The sequence below is a fragment of the Agromyces sp. CCNWLW203 genome, assembly GCF_036576125.1.
GTDB lineage: Bacteria > Actinomycetota > Actinomycetes > Actinomycetales > Microbacteriaceae > Agromyces.
This window is the reverse complement of record NZ_JAZHYX010000002.1, coordinates 519,327-534,732: the sequence shown is the minus strand read 5'-3', so window position 1 is coordinate 534,732 and position 15,406 is coordinate 519,327. Positions and strand designations below refer to the sequence as shown.

The 15,406-nt window shown below is 70.4% G+C and carries 16 protein-coding genes and 1 riboswitch; of the genes, 8 read left to right on the top strand and 8 right to left on the bottom strand.

The window, feature by feature from the left end:
- Positions 1-127: 127 nt before the first annotated feature.
- Positions 128-856 (bottom strand): MIP/aquaporin family protein, encoded by a 729-nt coding sequence (locus tag VPH61_RS08115; protein ID WP_442879073.1) that lies wholly within the window; start codon positions 854-856, stop codon positions 128-130.
- Positions 857-1,073: 217 nt separating this feature from the next.
- Positions 1,074-2,825: a glycerol-3-phosphate dehydrogenase/oxidase gene (locus VPH61_RS08110; RefSeq protein WP_332062994.1), complete on the bottom strand. Its 1,752-nt coding sequence runs from the start codon at positions 2,823-2,825 to the stop codon at positions 1,074-1,076.
- A 122-nt stretch (positions 2,826-2,947) separates the two neighbouring features.
- On the opposite strand from VPH61_RS08110, the gene VPH61_RS08105 reads away from it, so the two are divergent.
- The 8 genes from VPH61_RS08105 to VPH61_RS08070 all read left to right on the top strand — a co-directional run bounded on the left by VPH61_RS08105 (position 2,948) and on the right by VPH61_RS08070 (position 10,526).
- On the top strand, positions 2,948-3,961 hold the full coding sequence (locus VPH61_RS08105; RefSeq protein WP_332062993.1) for a sugar-binding transcriptional regulator: 1,014 nt from the start codon (positions 2,948-2,950) through the stop codon (positions 3,959-3,961).
- 67 nt (positions 3,962-4,028) lie between these two features.
- A riboswitch (FMN riboswitch) is annotated at positions 4,029-4,171 on the top strand.
- 86 nt (positions 4,172-4,257) lie between these two features.
- On the top strand, positions 4,258-5,298 hold the full coding sequence (gene ribD, locus VPH61_RS08100; protein WP_332062992.1) for a bifunctional diaminohydroxyphosphoribosylaminopyrimidine deaminase/5-amino-6-(5-phosphoribosylamino)uracil reductase RibD: 1,041 nt from the start codon (positions 4,258-4,260) through the stop codon (positions 5,296-5,298).
- 1 nt (position 5,299) lies between these two features.
- Positions 5,300-6,043: a riboflavin synthase gene (locus tag VPH61_RS08095; RefSeq protein WP_332062991.1), complete on the top strand. Its 744-nt coding sequence runs from the start codon at positions 5,300-5,302 to the stop codon at positions 6,041-6,043.
- Complete coding sequence (gene ribA / locus VPH61_RS08090; protein WP_332062990.1) at positions 6,040-7,344, top strand: GTP cyclohydrolase II; 1,305 nt, start codon at positions 6,040-6,042, stop codon at positions 7,342-7,344. Before VPH61_RS08095 ends, ribA begins: the two co-directional genes overlap by 4 nt.
- Positions 7,341-7,811: a 6,7-dimethyl-8-ribityllumazine synthase gene (gene ribH, locus VPH61_RS08085; RefSeq protein ID WP_332062989.1), complete on the top strand. Its 471-nt coding sequence runs from the start codon at positions 7,341-7,343 to the stop codon at positions 7,809-7,811. Before ribA ends, ribH begins: the two co-directional genes overlap by 4 nt.
- A gap of 51 nt (positions 7,812-7,862) precedes the next feature.
- Entirely contained in the window at positions 7,863-8,216 is a 354-nt protein-coding gene (locus VPH61_RS08080) for a Fe-S protein (RefSeq protein ID WP_332062988.1), read from the top strand.
- Between the two features lie 209 nt (positions 8,217-8,425).
- Positions 8,426-9,796, top strand: a complete 1,371-nt coding sequence (locus tag VPH61_RS08075; RefSeq protein ID WP_332062987.1) for an MFS transporter — start codon at positions 8,426-8,428, stop codon at positions 9,794-9,796.
- Between the two features lie 310 nt (positions 9,797-10,106).
- Positions 10,107-10,526: a hypothetical protein gene (locus VPH61_RS08070; RefSeq protein ID WP_332062986.1), complete on the top strand. Its 420-nt coding sequence runs from the start codon at positions 10,107-10,109 to the stop codon at positions 10,524-10,526.
- 58 nt (positions 10,527-10,584) lie between these two features.
- Here the strand turns inward: VPH61_RS08070 and VPH61_RS08065 are convergent, their stop codons facing one another.
- The 6 genes from VPH61_RS08065 to VPH61_RS08040 all read right to left on the bottom strand — a co-directional run bounded on the left by VPH61_RS08065 (position 10,585) and on the right by VPH61_RS08040 (position 15,405).
- Complete coding sequence (locus VPH61_RS08065) at positions 10,585-10,938, bottom strand: hypothetical protein (protein WP_332062985.1); 354 nt, start codon at positions 10,936-10,938, stop codon at positions 10,585-10,587.
- A 209-nt stretch (positions 10,939-11,147) separates the two neighbouring features.
- Positions 11,148-11,474: a ferredoxin gene (fdxA, locus tag VPH61_RS08060; protein WP_056010084.1), complete on the bottom strand. Its 327-nt coding sequence runs from the start codon at positions 11,472-11,474 to the stop codon at positions 11,148-11,150.
- Complete coding sequence (locus tag VPH61_RS08055) at positions 11,471-12,895, bottom strand: FAD-dependent oxidoreductase (RefSeq protein WP_332062984.1); 1,425 nt, start codon at positions 12,893-12,895, stop codon at positions 11,471-11,473. Before VPH61_RS08055 ends, fdxA begins: the two co-directional genes overlap by 4 nt.
- Positions 12,892-13,746 carry a uroporphyrinogen-III C-methyltransferase gene (gene cobA / locus VPH61_RS08050; protein ID WP_332062983.1) on the bottom strand — a complete coding sequence of 285 codons (855 nt, stop codon included), beginning with the start codon at positions 13,744-13,746 and terminating at the stop codon, positions 12,892-12,894. Before cobA ends, VPH61_RS08055 begins: the two co-directional genes overlap by 4 nt.
- Positions 13,743-14,672 carry an ABC transporter permease gene (locus VPH61_RS08045; protein WP_332062982.1) on the bottom strand — a complete coding sequence of 310 codons (930 nt, stop codon included), beginning with the start codon at positions 14,670-14,672 and terminating at the stop codon, positions 13,743-13,745. Before VPH61_RS08045 ends, cobA begins: the two co-directional genes overlap by 4 nt.
- Entirely contained in the window at positions 14,662-15,405 is a 744-nt protein-coding gene (locus tag VPH61_RS08040; protein WP_332062981.1) for an ABC transporter ATP-binding protein, read from the bottom strand. Before VPH61_RS08040 ends, VPH61_RS08045 begins: the two co-directional genes overlap by 11 nt.
- Position 15,406 lies beyond the last annotated feature (1 nt).

Sequence of the window (15,406 nt, the reverse complement as noted above, 5' to 3'; positions counted from 1 at the left end):
CGGCCTTGTCGAAGATGATCGCGCGCGACGAGGTCGTGCCCTGGTCGATCGCGAGGATGTAGTCGGCCATCTGAGAACTCCGTTGCTGTCAGTGAAGCGAATGGATGAGGTGGAAGGATCCGGCGGATCAGCCGAGCAGCGGGAGCAGCGGGATGGCGGCCCAGCCGGCCGCGAGACCGCCGAGGAGCGGGCCGACGACCGGCACCCACGAGTACGCCCAGTCGCTGCCGCCTTTGCCCTTGATGGGCAGCAGTGCGTGCGCGATGCGCGGGCCGAGGTCACGGGCCGGGTTGATCGCGTAACCCGTCGGACCACCGAGGGAGGCGCCGATGCCGATCACGAGGAGCGCCACGGGCAGCGCGCCGAGAGCAGCGAGACCGCCGTCGCCCTGACGGCCGCCGCCGAAGCCGATGACGACGAAGACGAGCACGAAGGTGGCGATGAACTCGGTCACGAGGTTCCAGCCGTAGGAGCGGATCGCGGGGCCGGTCGAGAAGACGCCGAGCTTGTTGCCTGCCTCGGGCTCGGCGTCGAAGTGCTGCTTGTAGGCGAGCCAGCAGGCGACTGCGCCGAGGAAGGCGCCGATCATCTGTGCGCCGATGTAGGTGAGCACCGACACGACGCCGACGGGCACCTCGATGCCCGCTGCGGCGTTGCCGAACTCGCTCGCGCCGTTGGCGACGAGGCCCACCGTCACGGCGGGGTTCAGGTGTGCACCCGAGGCATACGACACGATGACGCCGGCGAAGACCGCGAGGCCCCAGCCGAAGTTGATCATGAGCGTGCCGCCGCCGAAGCCCTTGGTCTTCGCCAGGATGACGTTGGCGACGACGCCGCAGCCGAGGAGCACGAGCATCGCCGTGCCGACGAGTTCGCTGAGGAACACGATTCCGAGATTGTCCACGTTGACCTTCTTTCTTGAGGTGTGGTGCCGGCCGCCGTGTCGACCGTCGACCGGGAGGCTCCGTCGAAGCTACCGGGGGTTTCGCCCCGAATCGGGCGGATTCCGGTGCACATCCGTGCAGATTCCCGCCTGCGGGTCGATCCGGTCGAGACCGCCTGCGGTCTGCGGGTCAGACGAGGGTGGCGGATGCCTCCAGCTCGACGCCGTGGCGTTCGGCGAGCAGTTCCCTTGTGGTGGCCATCTCGACGGCGCGACGTTCGAAGTCCCAGCCGAGCTCTGCGCCGACGACCTCGGCGAGTTCGTCGAGGAGCGGCGCCGTGAGCGCGCCGGTGAAGGCGATGCTGGTGCGACGCAGCACGACGTCGGCGAGGTGCACGACCCGCTCGGTGCGGGCGAGCCAGGCGATCTCGCGCCGGCTGTAGCCCGTGTGGTGGGCGAGCGGCTCGTCGTTCTCGCCCTCGGTCGAGGCGATGAACGCCTCGGCGCGGGTGCCGTAGCGCTCGAGCAGTTCCTCGGCGCGGAGGCACCCGATCTCGTCGCCGTGGGTGACGGTCCAGACCCGTCGCGCGTCCTCGGTGGTCGGGTAGCCGGCGCCGCCGCCGATCGCGAGACCGGCCGTGGACCGGCTGCGGCTGCGGCCCAGGAGCCCGAGCACCTCGTCCGAGAGATGCTCGGCGAGGGCGCGGAACGTCGTCCACTTGCCGCCGACGAGACTCAGCAGCGTCGTGCCCGGGCGGTCGGGGACATCCGCTCGCTCGATGCGGTAGTCGCGGGAGACGAAGCCCGGTGCCTCGTCGTCGTGACGCGGAAGCGGGCGCACGCCCGAGAAGCGGTAGACGATCTGCGAGCGGTCGACGGGCACCGTTGGGAAAACGTGCGCGATGAGTTCGAAGAAGTAGTCGACCTCGGCCTCGGTGCAGACGGCGGGCTCCCGCATGTCGTGCTCGAGGTCGGTCGTGCCGACCATGACCTTGCCCTTCAGCGGGTAGATCAGCACGATGCGGCCGTCTTCGTGCTCGAAGAAGATCTCGCGGGCGCCGGTCGCGGCGAGGAGCTCCTCGTTGTCGAGCACGATGTGCGAGCCCTTGGTGCCGCCCATGAAGGCGGTGGCCCGGCCGAGACCCTCGTTCGTGAGGTCGGTCCACGGCCCCGAGGTGTTCACGACGACGTCCGCGGCGACGTCGAACTCCGCGCCGGTCACGGTGTCGCGCAGGCGCACGCCCTCGGCGCCCATGCCGATCGCCTCGAGATAGTTCGCGGCCCGGGCGTGATCTCCGGTGGCGATCCCGTCGAAGAGCACGTCGAGCGCGAGTCGCTCGGGGTCGTGCATGCTCGCGTCGTAGTAGGTGGCCGTGTACTTGATGCCGTCGTTCAGCGCGGGCAGCTCGGCGAGCGACCGCTTGCGGCCGTGGAAGCGGTGGCGCGGCACCGAGCCGCCGTCTCGCGAGAAGGAGTCGTAGAGCACGAGGCCGGCCTTGATGAGGGCGGCGCCACGCTCGGTGGGCTTGCCCGACTTGTGGGTGAGGAAGCGCATCGGCGCCGACAGGATGCCCGAGAAGGTCGAGAAGATCGGCACGGTCGTCTCGAGCGGCTTCACGTAGTGCGGGGCGATGCGGATGAGCGCGTTGCGCTCGGTGACCGACTCCTTCACGAGCCGGAACTCGCCGTTCTCGAGGTAGCGGATGCCGCCGTGGATCATGTGCGACGAGGCGGCGGATGCCCCGGAGACGAAGTCGCCCCGTTCGACGAGCACCACGTCGACACCCTGCAGTGCGAGGTCGCGGAACGTCGCGATGCCGTTGATGCCGCCGCCGATGACGAGCACGGAGGCCTGCGGCCGGGTTCGGATGGCCGCGACATCCGCTCGCTCGCCGCCGGAACCGGGGCGGGGCGTGGTGGGGATCGTCTGCTGCGGAGACATCGCTGTCCTCTCGGGGTGTGGAACGGCGGCTTGCATGAGCATGCCGAGTGTGGATGAATACATCGTGAACACGGCGGAACGAACTTGCAAGCCGGATGAACAAACGTGCAAGGATGGCCAGGATGAACGAGCAGGCAGCGATCCCCTTCGAGGACGGCACCGAATCGGTGCCCGGGAAGACCCGCGACGCGTTGCGCGCGGCCCACCTCTACTACATGCAGGACCTCACGATGGATGCCATCGCGCACGAGCTGCACACCTCGCGATCCTCGGTCTCGCGCCTGCTCAGCCACGCCAGGGCGAGCGGTCTCGTCGAGATCTCGCTGCACTCCCCACTCGACCTGCCGAGTCGCATCGAGCAGGAGATCCTCGAACGGTTCGAGGTCGGCGCGCACGTGATCCCGGTGCCCGACCACGCGAGCGACGTCGACCGACTCGACCGTGTGGCCCTCTCGGCTGCACGAATTCTCGGGCGCTTCGTCGACTCGAACCAGACGATCGGCATCGCATGGGGGTCGACGATGAGCGCGATGAGCCGGCATCTCGTGCCGAAGGCAACCCACAACTCCGAGATCGTGCAGCTGAACGGCGCCGGCAACGGCCGCACGACGGGCATCGTCTACGCGAGCGAGTTGCTGCGCCGCTTCGGCGACGCGTTCGGCGCGCGGGTGCAGCAGTTCCCGGTGCCCGCCTTCTTCGACGACCCCGAGACGCGCCGGGCGTTCTGGCGCGAACGCAGCACCCGTCGCCTGCTCGACCTGCAGGAGCGCATGGACGTCGCGCTCTTCGGCGTCGGCTCCCCCTTCGCCGAGGTGCCGAGCCACGTCTACCAGGGCGGCTACCTCGAGCGCGCCGACTACGAGGGCCTCTCCCGCGACGGCGCCGTCGGCGACGTCGCCACGGTCTTCTACCGGGCCGACGGCTCGACCGACGGCATCGCACTGAACGAGCGCGCCACCGGCCCCGACTTCTCGGTGCTGCGACGCGCGCCGCGCCGCATCTGCGTCGTCTCGGGGCGGGCGAAGCTCGCGAGCCTCCGCGGCGCCCTCGCCGCCGGACTCATCACCGACCTCATCGTCGACGAGGGCACCGCTCGGGCGCTCGTCGAGTCGCCGGCCGCGGCGCCGCACGCGTAGCGCTCGAGTCGCCCCGAGACCGGGAATAGCCGCGCGCCGCACGCGTTGACCTAGAATCGAACACAGAAACGTGCTCCGGGGTCGGTGTAAGTCCGAACCGGCGGTGACAGTCCGCGAACTGCGAGCGCGAGGCCGAGAGGCCCCGCACCCGTGGTCGAACCGGTGGAACTCCGGTACCGACGGTGAAAGTCCGGATGGGAGGGGCACGTGTCGGCAGCGCTCGCGCGCCGCCGACGAAGGTCGTCGACGAGCGTCGGCGCCGCCCAGCACCCCGGAGCCCTGAGACAGGATCACGGATGAGTGCGAGCGAGCAGCAGGCAGCGGATGCCGCGGCGATGCGCCGCGCTCTTGAACTCGCGCTTCGCGGCCCTGCGCGGGGCGTGAACCCGCGCGTCGGCTGCGTCATCCTCTCCCCCGAAGGCGACATCATCGCCGAAGGCTGGCACCGCGGTGCCGGCACCGCGCACGCCGAGGTCGACGCGCTCGAGAAGCTCGAACCCGGCGCCGCCCGCGGCGCGACCGCGGTCGTGACGCTCGAACCCTGCAACCACACCGGGCACACCGGCCCATGCGCCGTCGCGCTCATCGAGGCCGGCATCGGCCGTGTCGTCTACGCCGTCGCCGACCCCGGCGCCCACTCCTCGGGCGGAGCCGAACGGCTGCGCGGCGCCGGTGTCGAGGTCACCGCGGGCGTGCTCGCCGACGACGTCGCGGCGATGCTCGACGACTGGCTCTTCGCCGCACGCCACCATCGCCCGCATGTCACCGTGAAGTGGGCGGCGAGCCTCGACGGCCGCGCAGCAGCGGCCGACGGCACAAGCCAGTGGATCACCGGACCCGAGGCTCGCGCCGACGTGCACCGCCGCCGCTCCACCGCCGACGCGATCGCCGTCGGCACCGGCACCGTCTTCGCCGACGACCCGTCGCTGACCGCCCGCGCACCGGGCGGCGAGTTCCTCGATGCCCAGCCCGTGCCCGTCGTCTTCGGCCGACGCGCAGTGCCCTCGGATGCCGCGATCACCCGCCACCCGCACGCGCCGCTGTTCTTCGAGGGCACCGACCTGCGTGCCGACCTCGCCGACCTCGCGCGCCGAGGCATCCGCTCGCTGTTCATCGAAGGCGGCCCGACGCTCGCGAGCGCGTTCATCTCGGCCGGCCTCGTCGATGAACTGCTCGTCTACCTCGCGCCCGCGCTGGTCGGCGGCCCGCGTCTCGCTCTCGGCGAGCTCGGCGTGCCGACGATCGACGCGGCGCTCCGCTTCGACTTCGCCGTCATCGAACGGCTCGGCGACGACGTGCTGCTCGTCGCCCGACCCACGCCCACGGAAGGGAACTGACATGTTCACCGGAATCATCGAGGAACTCGGCACGATCGAGCGCGTCGAGCGCACCGCCGACGCGGCACGCATCACGGTACGCGGCCCGCTCGCCGTCGAGGGCGTCGCGCACGGCGACTCGATCGCCGTGTCGGGCGTGTGCCTGACCGTCGTCGAGTTCGACGGCGAACGCTTCACGGCCGACGTCATGGCGCAGACGCTCGCGATGTCGACCCTCGACGCGGCCCGCGAAGGGCTCGCGGTCAACCTCGAGCGCGCCGCGCGCGTCGGCGATCGTCTCGGCGGCCACATCGTGCAGGGCCACATCGATGGCACTGCAGAGGTGCTCGAGGTGCGCCCTGGCGAGGCGTGGCGGGTCGTGCGCTTCTCACTCGACCCCGCGCACGCGCCGCTCGTAGTCGACAAGGGCTCGATCGCCGTCGACGGCGTCTCGCTCACGGTCAGCGCCGTCGGCGATGAGCCCGGCGGCTCGTGGTTCGAGGTCTCGCTCATCCCCGAGACCCTGACGGCCACCACGCTCGGCGAACGCGAGCCCGGCGACCGCGTGAACATCGAGACCGACATCGTCGCGCGACAGGTCGCGCGCATGCTGCGCTTCGCCCCCGGCTGGGCGAGCGAGCCCGAAGCCCGCTCGAACTCGGTCATCGGGTTCCAGGCCGCGCCGCTCTCGCAGCAGTCGCCCGCGCCCCAGCCGTCGGCACCCCAGTTCGGCGAACCGCGGCCGACGACCGGAGGTGCCGCATGAGTCTCGCCACGATGCCCGAGGTGCTCGACGCGCTCCGCGCCGGAAAGCCCGTGATCGTCGCCGACGACGAGGCCCGCGAGAACGAGGGCGACGCCATCATGGCCGCCGAGTTCGCGACGCAGGAGTGGATCGCCTGGATGGTGCGCCACACGAGCGGCTACCTCTGCGCGCCGCTGCCCAACGAGCTCGCCGACCGGCTCGCGCTGCCGCTCATGACCGAGCGGAGCGAAGACGTGCGCGGCACGGCGTACACGATCTCGGTCGACGCCGCCGACCGCACCTCGACCGGCATCTCCGCCTCCGACCGCGCCCACACCCTGCGGGTGCTGGCCGACCCCATGTCGACGCCCGATCGGCTCATCCGGCCGGGGCACGTCATCCCGCTGCGCGCGGTCGACGGCGGCGTGCGGGAGCGCGCCGGGCACACCGAGGCGGCAGTCGACCTCATGCGACTCGCGGGCCTCGCACCCGTGGGCGTCATCGGCGAGATCGTCGCCGACGACGGCGAGATGATGCGACTGCCAGGGCTCATCGAGCTCGGTGAGCGCGAGGGCCTGCCCGTCACGACCGTCGCAGCGCTGATCGACTGGCTCGAGCGGCACCACGCCGGCCACGACCTCGCGGCGACGCCCCCGGCCGCTGCCGTGCCCGAGAGCTCGTCGGTCGACTTCGAAGTCGAGACGGCGCTGCCCACCGAGCATGGCGAGTTCCGCGTGCGCGCGTATCGCGACCGCGCGACCGGTGCCGACCACGTCGCGATCATCGCCGGCGACCCGGCTTCGGCCGCCGACGGCGCTATCGTGCGAGTGCACTCCGAGTGCCTGACGGGCGAGGCCTTCGGCTCGCTCAAGTGCGAGTGCGGCCCGCAGCTCGACGCCGCGCTCGAGACCATCCAGCGGGACGGCGGCGTCGTCGTCTACCTGCGCGGTCACGAGGGACGAGGCATCGGCCTCATCAACAAGCTCCGCGCCTACCGGCTGCAGGAGGACGGCCTCGACACCCTCGATGCGAACCTCGCGCTCGGGCTGCCGATCGATGCACGCGACTACAGCGCGGCGACCGCGATCCTCACCGACCTCGGCGTCAGCCGGGTCCGCCTGCTCACCAACAACCCCGAGAAGGTGCGCCAGCTCGAAGCGCACGGCATCACCGTGAGCGAACGGCTGCCGCTCGTCGTCGGCGTCGGCACCGGCAACACCGGCTACCTCGACACGAAACGGCAGCGGATGGGCCACACGATCAACGATCAGCAACTCACCGACGGCGCAGCCGAAACCCTCCTGGAAGGACACCCATCATGAGCGGAGCAGGATCCCCCGCACTCGACATCGACGGCCGCGGCCTGACGATCACGATCGTCGCGGGCAGTTGGCATGACGAGATCACGAACGGCCTGATCGCCGGGGCGACACGCACGCTCGAGGCATCCGGCGCCGACTTCTCGCTCGTTCGGGTGCCTGGCAGCTTCGAGCTGCCGGTCGTGGCGAAGGCGGCGCTCGAGGCCGGGGCCGACGCGGTCGTCGCGCTCGGTGTGATCATCCGCGGCGGCACCCCGCACTTCGAGTACGTGTCGGCGGCTGCGACCGACGGGCTCACCCGGGTCGCGCTCGACACCGGCAAGCCCGTCGGATTCGGCGTGCTCACCCTCGACGACGAGCAGCAGGGGCTCGATCGTGCGGGCCTGCCCGGCTCGAAGGAGGACAAGGGTCGCGAGGCGGCCGAGGCCGCCGTCGCGACGGTTCGCGCGCTGCAGTCGGTGCGAGACTGACCCCGCGCGGCGACTCGACTTCGACGAGCGGTAGAACTTAGACTCGGCTGCATGGAGACCTTGCGCCACATCGTCCTGCTCGTCCACTTGGTCGGCTTCGCCGTGCTGTTCGGCGCGTGGGTGGTCGAGGCCGTGAACCGGCGTTTCGCGGTGACGCGCCTGATGAACTACGGCCTCCTCATCGCGGGTGTCGCGGGTCTCGCCCTCGCCGCCCCATGGGGCATCTCCTACGACCTGAACTACGTGAAGATCGGCGTCAAGCTCGTCGTGCTGGTGGCGATCGGAGCCCTGCTCGGCATCGGTGCCGCGCGTCAGCGCCGCAATGGCTCTGTGCCCCCCGCGCTCTTCTGGTCCATCGGTGGCCTCACTCTGCTGAATGCAGGCATCGCCGTGCTCTGGCGATAAGGCGGCACCGGCGACCCGTGCACGCCGTTCACCGCGCCGATGCCACCGTTCGTCGCACCCGGGTCCCCGATCTGGGGAGATCGTCAACGGACACGGCGTAGGGTAGTTCGGTTGCCACAAGCGACGATTCCACCCCACCGACTCCGCTCGACGCCAGACCGACGTGCCCGGAGGCGGGCGCATCGAAACCCCTTGGAGTCCTCGCGACGATGTCCACATCGACCGCGGCCTCGGCCGCCCCAGCAACCCCAGCAGCACCCGCGAATCCCCGCAGCCGCGTGATCCTCGCAAGCCTCATCGGCACGACGATCGAGTTCTACGACTTCTACGTCTACGCGACCGCCGCGGTGCTCGTCTTTCCGCACCTCTTCTTCCCGACCGGCGACCCGACCACGGCGCTGCTCGCCTCCTTCGCCGTATTCGGCGCCGCGATGGTGGCCCGCCCGCTCGGCGCCGTCATCTTCGGCCACCTCGGCGACAAGCACGGCCGCAAGGCCACGCTCGTCGGCGCGCTGCTCACGATGGGCATCGCGACGTTCCTCATCGGCCTGCTGCCGACCTACGCGATGGTGGGCTGGCTCGCACCGCTCCTCCTCGTCGTGCTCCGCATCGCGCAGGGCTTCGCGCTCGGCGGCGAGTGGTCGGGTGCAGCGCTCGTCGCGACCGAGAACGCACCGAAGGGCAAGCGCGCCTGGTACGGCACCTTCCCGCAGCTCGGCGCGCCCATCGGGTTCATCATCGCGAACGGCCTGTTCCTCATCATCGCCGCGGTGCTGCCGTCGGACGACCCGACGATGCCGTCGCAGGCCTTCCTCGACTGGGGCTGGCGCATCCCGTTCCTGTTCTCGGTGGTCATGGTCATCGTCGGCCTCTGGGTGCGACTGCGCCTCGTCGAGTCGACCGCGTTCTCGAAGGCATCGAAGGAGGGCAAGCTCAAGAAGCTCCCGCTCGGCGAGGTCTTCAAGCACCACTGGAAGCAGCTCATCCTCGGCACGTTCTTCATGCTCGCCACCTACGTGCTCTTCTACCTGATGACCACGTTCTCGCTGAGCTACGGCCGCGCGGCCGTCGAGCCCACCGAAGGCGCCCTGCCCGGCCTCGGCTACTCGTACAACACCTTCGTGCTGATGCTCATCGGCGGTGTCGTGTTCTTCGGCGTCTTCACGCTGCTCTCGGGGCCCTGGGCCGACAAGTGGGGTCGCCGCAAGACGCTCATCTGGGTCACGCTCGGCATCATCGTGTTCGGCCTCGTCTGGGTGCCGCTCCTCGGAGCCGGCTTCTGGGGCGTCATGCTGTGGCTCGTCGTGGGCTTCTCCCTCATGGGCATGACCTTCGGTCCCATGGGCGCGCTCCTGCCCGAGCTCTTCCCGACGAACGTGCGCTACACGGGTTCGGGCATCTCGTACAACGTGTCGTCGATCCTCGGCGCCGCCGTCGCACCGTTCATCGCGGTCGCGCTCTGGCAGGCGGGCGGTGGCAGCCCCTTCTGGGTCGGCATCTACCTGTCGGTCATGGCGGTGCTCACGCTCATCGCCCTGCTCCTCTCGAAGGAGACGAAGGACGTCGACATCGACGCCTGATCGCGCCTGGGTTCCGAAGGGCGGATGCCACGCGGCATCCGCCCTTCGTCGTCTGCTGCGCGGCTCTGCACCCCCAAGTCGGATCACGCTGAGTCGCAGGATGATGCGCACGACACGCCGGCACGCTGCGGTGTGCCGCCTCGCTTCATCCTGCGACTCGGCGGACTCCCGTGATCGTTCACACGATCGAAACGCATACCCCTTCTGGGCCCGCGCCGCCCGGCGTAGCATGGCTGCGAACAGGGCCGCCGAGTCATCCGCCGGCATCGTCGACGCTCGGCGCCCGAGACGGGCGGGCGAGCCGATGAACATGACGATGGACATGATGAAGGGCGCGATGTCGTCGTCGGAGATGCCGATGCAGGGCATGGACCCGGCGATGATGCAGGAGTGCATGGAGGCGCTCTCGGCCTGCATGCAGGCGTGCGTGATGTGCGCCGATGCTGACGCGTCCGAGGGAATGGGCCGCTGCGCATCCATGTGTTCGAACTGCGCCGACATGTGCGACACGATGATGCGGATGATGCTGCGCATGCGCGGCTGGGACATGCAGGTGATGATGTCGATGATGCAGTCGACGGTCGTGATGGCGCGCGCCTGCTCGGCCGAGTGCATGATGCACGCCGAGATGAGCGAGCACTGCCGCATGTGCGCAATGGCGTGCGATCAGGCCGTCATGGCGATGGAGAAGATGATGGGCTCGATGCGCGAGGCGATGCCGATGGGGTGAGCCCGAGCCCGGACAGCGCGGCTCGACCGGCCGATCCGTCGCGGCCGGTCGCGTCGGCTCAGGCCGTCGCGACGCTGAAGCGGCGACCGCCGTGCGCGAGCACGCCGTACACGTCGTGCACGGCGACCGGCGCGCCGACGACGAGCACGCCGTCGAAGGCGTCGTGGTGCCAGACGCGCCGCAGGCGCTCGACCGCGAGCTCGGCGACGACGGCGAACCCGTCGCTGTCGACCTCGACGACGATCGCGTCCACCCACTTGCTCGCCGTCGCGCCCGCGAGTCGCTCCTGCATGACGTGCAACCGGTGACCCGGCCGGTCGCTCCGGCACTCCGTCGCCGACTCGCAGCCGCGCATGCCCATGACCGTGCCGACGTGCGGCTCGGTGGGCGTGTGCGGTTCGCGGTGCGACATGAGGGCTCCTCGGGGTTCGTTGCGGCCACGATACGCCGGGGCCGAGCGGATGTCGCGGCCACCCGTCACACGCGGAAACACGCCTGGTGTGCCGCGAGGCTCCGCGCTGAATACAGGCAAACGATGCGAGACGCGCCGAGCGGATTCCTGTTTCAGCGTTCGTGGCGGCGCGTCTTCCTGTTCTCGCGCCGCGCGGATGCGCCGAGCCGTCAGGCGTGCGCCGCCTGCGGCGGCAGAGCGGCGATGACCGGGTGGTCGAAGTCGAGCACGCCTGTCTTCGCGGCCCCGCCGGGCGAGCCGATCTCGTCGAAGAACTCGACGTTCGCCTTGTAGTAGTCGGCCCAGACGTCGGGCAGGTCGTCTTCGTAGTAGATCGCCTCGACCGGGCAGACCGGTTCGCACGCACCGCAGTCGACGCACTCGTCGGGGTGGATGTAGAGCGATCGCTCACCCTCGTAGATGCAGTCGACGGGGCACTCGTCAATGCAGGCCCGGTCTTTGACGTCGACGCAGGGCAGCGCGATGACGTAGGTCACGACAGGGCCAGGGCGCCGCTGCGCGAGATCGCCACCTGCTCGTCGCGGGGCACGACCTTGACGCGCTCGCGCACGATCTCGCCGTAGTGTGCGGCCGCTTCGAAGGCGTCGCCGAGCGCGCGCTCATGCGCGTCGAGTTCGAGCCATCCGTTCCACGTCGTGTACGCCACGCCGCGGGCGCCCAGCAGATCGAAGACCTCCTCGCCGTCGGCCGCGTCGACGACTGCTGCGGGGAGGGCGCCCGACGAGGCATCCTCGACGAGGTTCGTGATCGTCTCGAGCGCGTCTCCCTTGGTGTGGCCGATGAGACCGACGGGGCCGCGCTTGATCCAGCCGGTCGCGTACAGGCCGGGAAGGTGCTCCCCCGCATCAGTCACGCGCCCGCCGGCGTTGGGGATCACGGCGCGCTGCTCGTCGAACGGCACGCCGGCGACCGGTGAGCTGGCGTAGCCGACGGCGCGGTACACGGCCTGCACTGGCACGTCGACGAACTCCCCGGTGCCCGCGACCGAGCCGTCGCCGACGGGGCGGGTCAGTTCGAAGCGCACGGCCTCGACCGCGTCGGCGCCGAGCACCTCGACCGGGGCGTGCAGGAAGTGCAGGTGCAGACGGCGCGATGCGGTGTACTCGTGGTCGGCGGGCTTCCGCCATCCGTTCAGGGTGCGGGTCATGACCTTGACCTGGTTGTTCGAGGCGAACAGTGCCTCGGCGTGCGGGTCGTTCGCGGCGCGCTCGAAATCGTCGTCGTAGACGATGACGTCGACGTCGGGAACCTCGCCGAGCTCGCGCAACTCGATCGGCGTGAACTTCACGTGGCCCGGGCCGCGGCGGCCGAACACGTGCACGTCGGTCACGGGCGACGCCTCGAGGCCCTCGACGACGTTGGCCGGCACATCCGTCGTCAGCAGGTCCTTCGGGTGCTTCGCGAGCACGCGGGCGACGTCGAGGGCGACGTTGCCGTTGCCGATGACCGCGATCGACTGCGCCTCGAGCGGCCAGGTGCGCGCCACATCGGGGTGGCCGTCGTACCACGCGACGAAGTCGGCCGCGCCGTATGAGCCGGGCAGGTCGATGCCGGGGATGCGCAGCGGGGCGTCCTTCAAGGCGCCGGTGGCGAAGATGACGGCGTCGTAGCGCTCCTGCAGCTCGGCGACCGTGATATCGCGGCCCACCTCGACGTTGCCGATGAGGCGGATCGTGCCGGCGTCGAGCATCTCGTGCAGCGAGTTGACGATGCCTTTGATGCGCGGGTGGTCGGGTGCCACGCCGTAGCGGATCAGGCCGTAGGGCGCCGGCAGCGACTCGTACAGGTCGATCGCGACCTCCCCGCCGGCCTCGGTGACCTGGCGGTTCAGGATGTTGCCGGCGTAGATGCCGGCCGGGCCGGCGCCGATGATCGCGACACGGAGGGAGAGGGTCATGGCTGCGTGGTCTTTCGGTTCGGAGAAAGTGGGTTGAGGAGCGACGAAGGAGCGTCTCGAAACGCCGGGCCCTCGAACGAGCGGTTTCGAGACGGTCGCTGCGCTCCCTCCTCAACCAGCGGTTCTGCGTACGGGCTGAGGGCCACGACGTCGCCGACGACGACGACCGCGGGCGAGCGGATGCCGCGGCGCGCCGCCTGCAGCGCGATCGTGTCGAGCGTGCCGACGGTGACGCGCTGGGCCGGCCCGTAGCCGTCTTCGATGATCGCGACGGGGCAGTCGCCGCCGCGTTCGCCGCGGGCGAGGGTGATCGCGGAGTTCGCGAGGGTTCCGATGCCCATGAGCAGCACGACCGTGTGGTCGCGGCCGCCGCCGAGCGACTGGATCTGCTCGTGGCCAGTGACGACGGTGAACGTCGTTGCGAGCCCGCGGTGCGTGAGCGGGATACCGGCGATCGCGGGCACCGAGATGGCACTCGTGATGCCGGGCACGACCTCGACGTCGATGCCGTGATCGCGGCAGAACGCGACCTCCTCACCGCCGCGGCCGAAGATGAACGGGTCGCCGCCCTTCAGTCGCACGACGCGCTTGCCGTCGCGGGCGAGGGCGACGAGCAGCGCGTTGATCGCGTCCTGCGGCACCGCGTGGTGGCCGGGCAGCTTGCCGACGTCGACGATCTCGGCACGGAGCTCGACGCCCTCGGCGGCGAGCCCGTCGAGCACTCCGCGGGCGCCGAGCCGGTCGGCGACGATGACGTCGGCGGCCTCGAGCGCGCGGAGACCGCGGAGGGTGAGGAGCCCGGCGTCGCCCGGGCCGGCGCCGACGAGCACGACACAACCGACGGCGGTCATCGGGCGCCTCCCAGGAGACCCCGGCGACGCAGCATCCGGCGCTCGAGCGGGGCGAAGAAGACGAGTTCGATGAGGATGCCGATCGCGAGGATCACGAGGATCGTCGCGAGCACCCCCGAGATGTCCGCGAGGAATCGGCTGTTATCGAGCATCGACCCGAGGCCGAAGCCGATCGTGCCGCCGGTGGTGATGATCTCGGCGGCCATGAGCGACCGCCAGGAGAACGCCCAGCCCTGCTTGAGCCCGGCGACGTAGCCGGGAAGCGCCGCGGGAAGCACGACGAGGGTGGCGAGCTGCGTTCGTCCGGCGCCGAGCACCGTGCCCACGCGGCGCAGCTGCGGCGGCACCTGGTCGACCCCGGCGATGAGGCCGTTGATGATCGACGGCGTCGCCCCCATGAGCACCACGAAGTACACCGTGGCATCGGTGAGGCCGAACCAGAGGATCGCCGCAGGCACCCACGCGACCGACGGCAACACCTGCAGGCCCGAGATGATCGGTCCGACCGCGCGGCGCAGCGGCTTCACCTCGGCGAGCAGGAGTCCGAGCGGAGTGCCGACGGCGACGGCGATCAGGAAGCCGACGAGGCCGCGTTCGAGGCTCGTGACGACGGCGAGCTGCAGGCGCCCCGACTCCCAGGCGCTCGAGATCGCGGCGACGACGTCGAGCGGGCCGGGAACGATGTCGGGTCGCGGCTGCGCGATCACGACGTAGAGCTGCCAGACAGCGATGAGCGCCACGACGAAGAGGATGGGCGGCAGCACGCTCGTCGTGAAGCGCTGCCACGCGCCGGGCGTGCGCTCGGGATCGGTCTGCAGGCGGTCGAGGCCGGCCTCGAGACTGCGCAGCTCGTCGTGGCGTTCGGTGGCGACGCCGGTGGATGTCCCGGGTGTGGGCTCGTCGAGCAGGGTGGTGTCATGCGGCATTTCGGCGGATCTCCTTCCGGAGCTGTTCCGTGATCTCGATCGAGAGCGCCGCGACCTCGGGCGACTCGATGCGACGGCCGGATGTCTCGGCGATGCGCCACTCGCCCGCGACTCGGCCGGGCCGGGACGACAGGAGGACGACCCGTTGCCCGAGCCGAGCAGCTTCGCGCACGTTGTGCGTGACGAAGACGATGGTGCGCCCGGTGCGGCGCCAGACCCGTTCGAGCTCCTCGTGCAAGAGGTCGCGCGTGATGGCGTCGAGCGCGGCGAACGGCTCGTCCATGAGGAGCACCCGCCTGTCTTGCGCGAGCGCTCGGGCGAGCGCGACGCGCTGCCGCATGCCGCCCGAGAGCTCGTGGGGGCGCTTCTCCGCGGCATCCGCGAGGTTGACCGTGTCGAGGAGTTCGAGTGCCTCGCCCCGGCGGGCCGACCGCGCGACGCCGCGCAGGCGCAGCGCGAGCTCGACGTTCTGGCGGGCGGTGAGCCACGGCATGAGCGCCGACTCCTGGAACATCACGGCGGCGCCCTCGGCGGGCACGTCGATGGTGCCCGTCGTCGGGCGGTCGAGGCCGGCGATGAGGTTCAGCAGCGTCGACTTACCGCACCCCGAGGCGCCGAGCAGGCAGACGAACTCACCCGCTTCGACCGTGAGGTTCACGTCGTCGAGCACGAGCGGGCCCGCGCCGAAGCGCTTGCCGAGCTGCTCGATGCGGATGGCCGTCTGCCCGCTCATG

Excerpts from the sequence above, each read along its gene's own strand:
- VPH61_RS08115 (WP_442879073.1), bottom strand. The coding sequence starts at position 856 with ATGCTCGTGCTCCTCGGCTGCGGCGTCGTCGCCAACGTCATCCTGGCG.
- VPH61_RS08110 (WP_332062994.1), bottom strand. The coding sequence starts at position 2,825 with ATGTCTCCGCAGCAGACGATCCCCACCACGCCCCGCCCCGGTTCCGGC.
- VPH61_RS08105 (WP_332062993.1), top strand. The coding sequence starts at position 2,948 with ATGAACGAGCAGGCAGCGATCCCCTTCGAGGACGGCACCGAATCGGTG.
- ribD (WP_332062992.1), top strand. The coding sequence starts at position 4,258 with ATGAGTGCGAGCGAGCAGCAGGCAGCGGATGCCGCGGCGATGCGCCGC.
- VPH61_RS08095 (WP_332062991.1), top strand. The coding sequence starts at position 5,300 with ATGTTCACCGGAATCATCGAGGAACTCGGCACGATCGAGCGCGTCGAG.
- ribA (WP_332062990.1), top strand. The coding sequence starts at position 6,040 with ATGAGTCTCGCCACGATGCCCGAGGTGCTCGACGCGCTCCGCGCCGGA.
- ribH (WP_332062989.1), top strand. The coding sequence starts at position 7,341 with ATGAGCGGAGCAGGATCCCCCGCACTCGACATCGACGGCCGCGGCCTG.
- VPH61_RS08080 (WP_332062988.1), top strand. The coding sequence starts at position 7,863 with ATGGAGACCTTGCGCCACATCGTCCTGCTCGTCCACTTGGTCGGCTTC.
- VPH61_RS08075 (WP_332062987.1), top strand. The coding sequence starts at position 8,426 with ATGTCCACATCGACCGCGGCCTCGGCCGCCCCAGCAACCCCAGCAGCA.
- VPH61_RS08070 (WP_332062986.1), top strand. The coding sequence starts at position 10,107 with ATGACGATGGACATGATGAAGGGCGCGATGTCGTCGTCGGAGATGCCG.
- VPH61_RS08065 (WP_332062985.1), bottom strand. The coding sequence starts at position 10,938 with ATGTCGCACCGCGAACCGCACACGCCCACCGAGCCGCACGTCGGCACG.
- VPH61_RS08055 (WP_332062984.1), bottom strand. The coding sequence starts at position 12,895 with ATGACCCTCTCCCTCCGTGTCGCGATCATCGGCGCCGGCCCGGCCGGC.
- cobA (WP_332062983.1), bottom strand. The coding sequence starts at position 13,746 with ATGACCGCCGTCGGTTGTGTCGTGCTCGTCGGCGCCGGCCCGGGCGAC.
- VPH61_RS08045 (WP_332062982.1), bottom strand. The coding sequence starts at position 14,672 with ATGCCGCATGACACCACCCTGCTCGACGAGCCCACACCCGGGACATCC.
- VPH61_RS08040 (WP_332062981.1), bottom strand. The coding sequence starts at position 15,405 with ATGAGCGGGCAGACGGCCATCCGCATCGAGCAGCTCGGCAAGCGCTTC.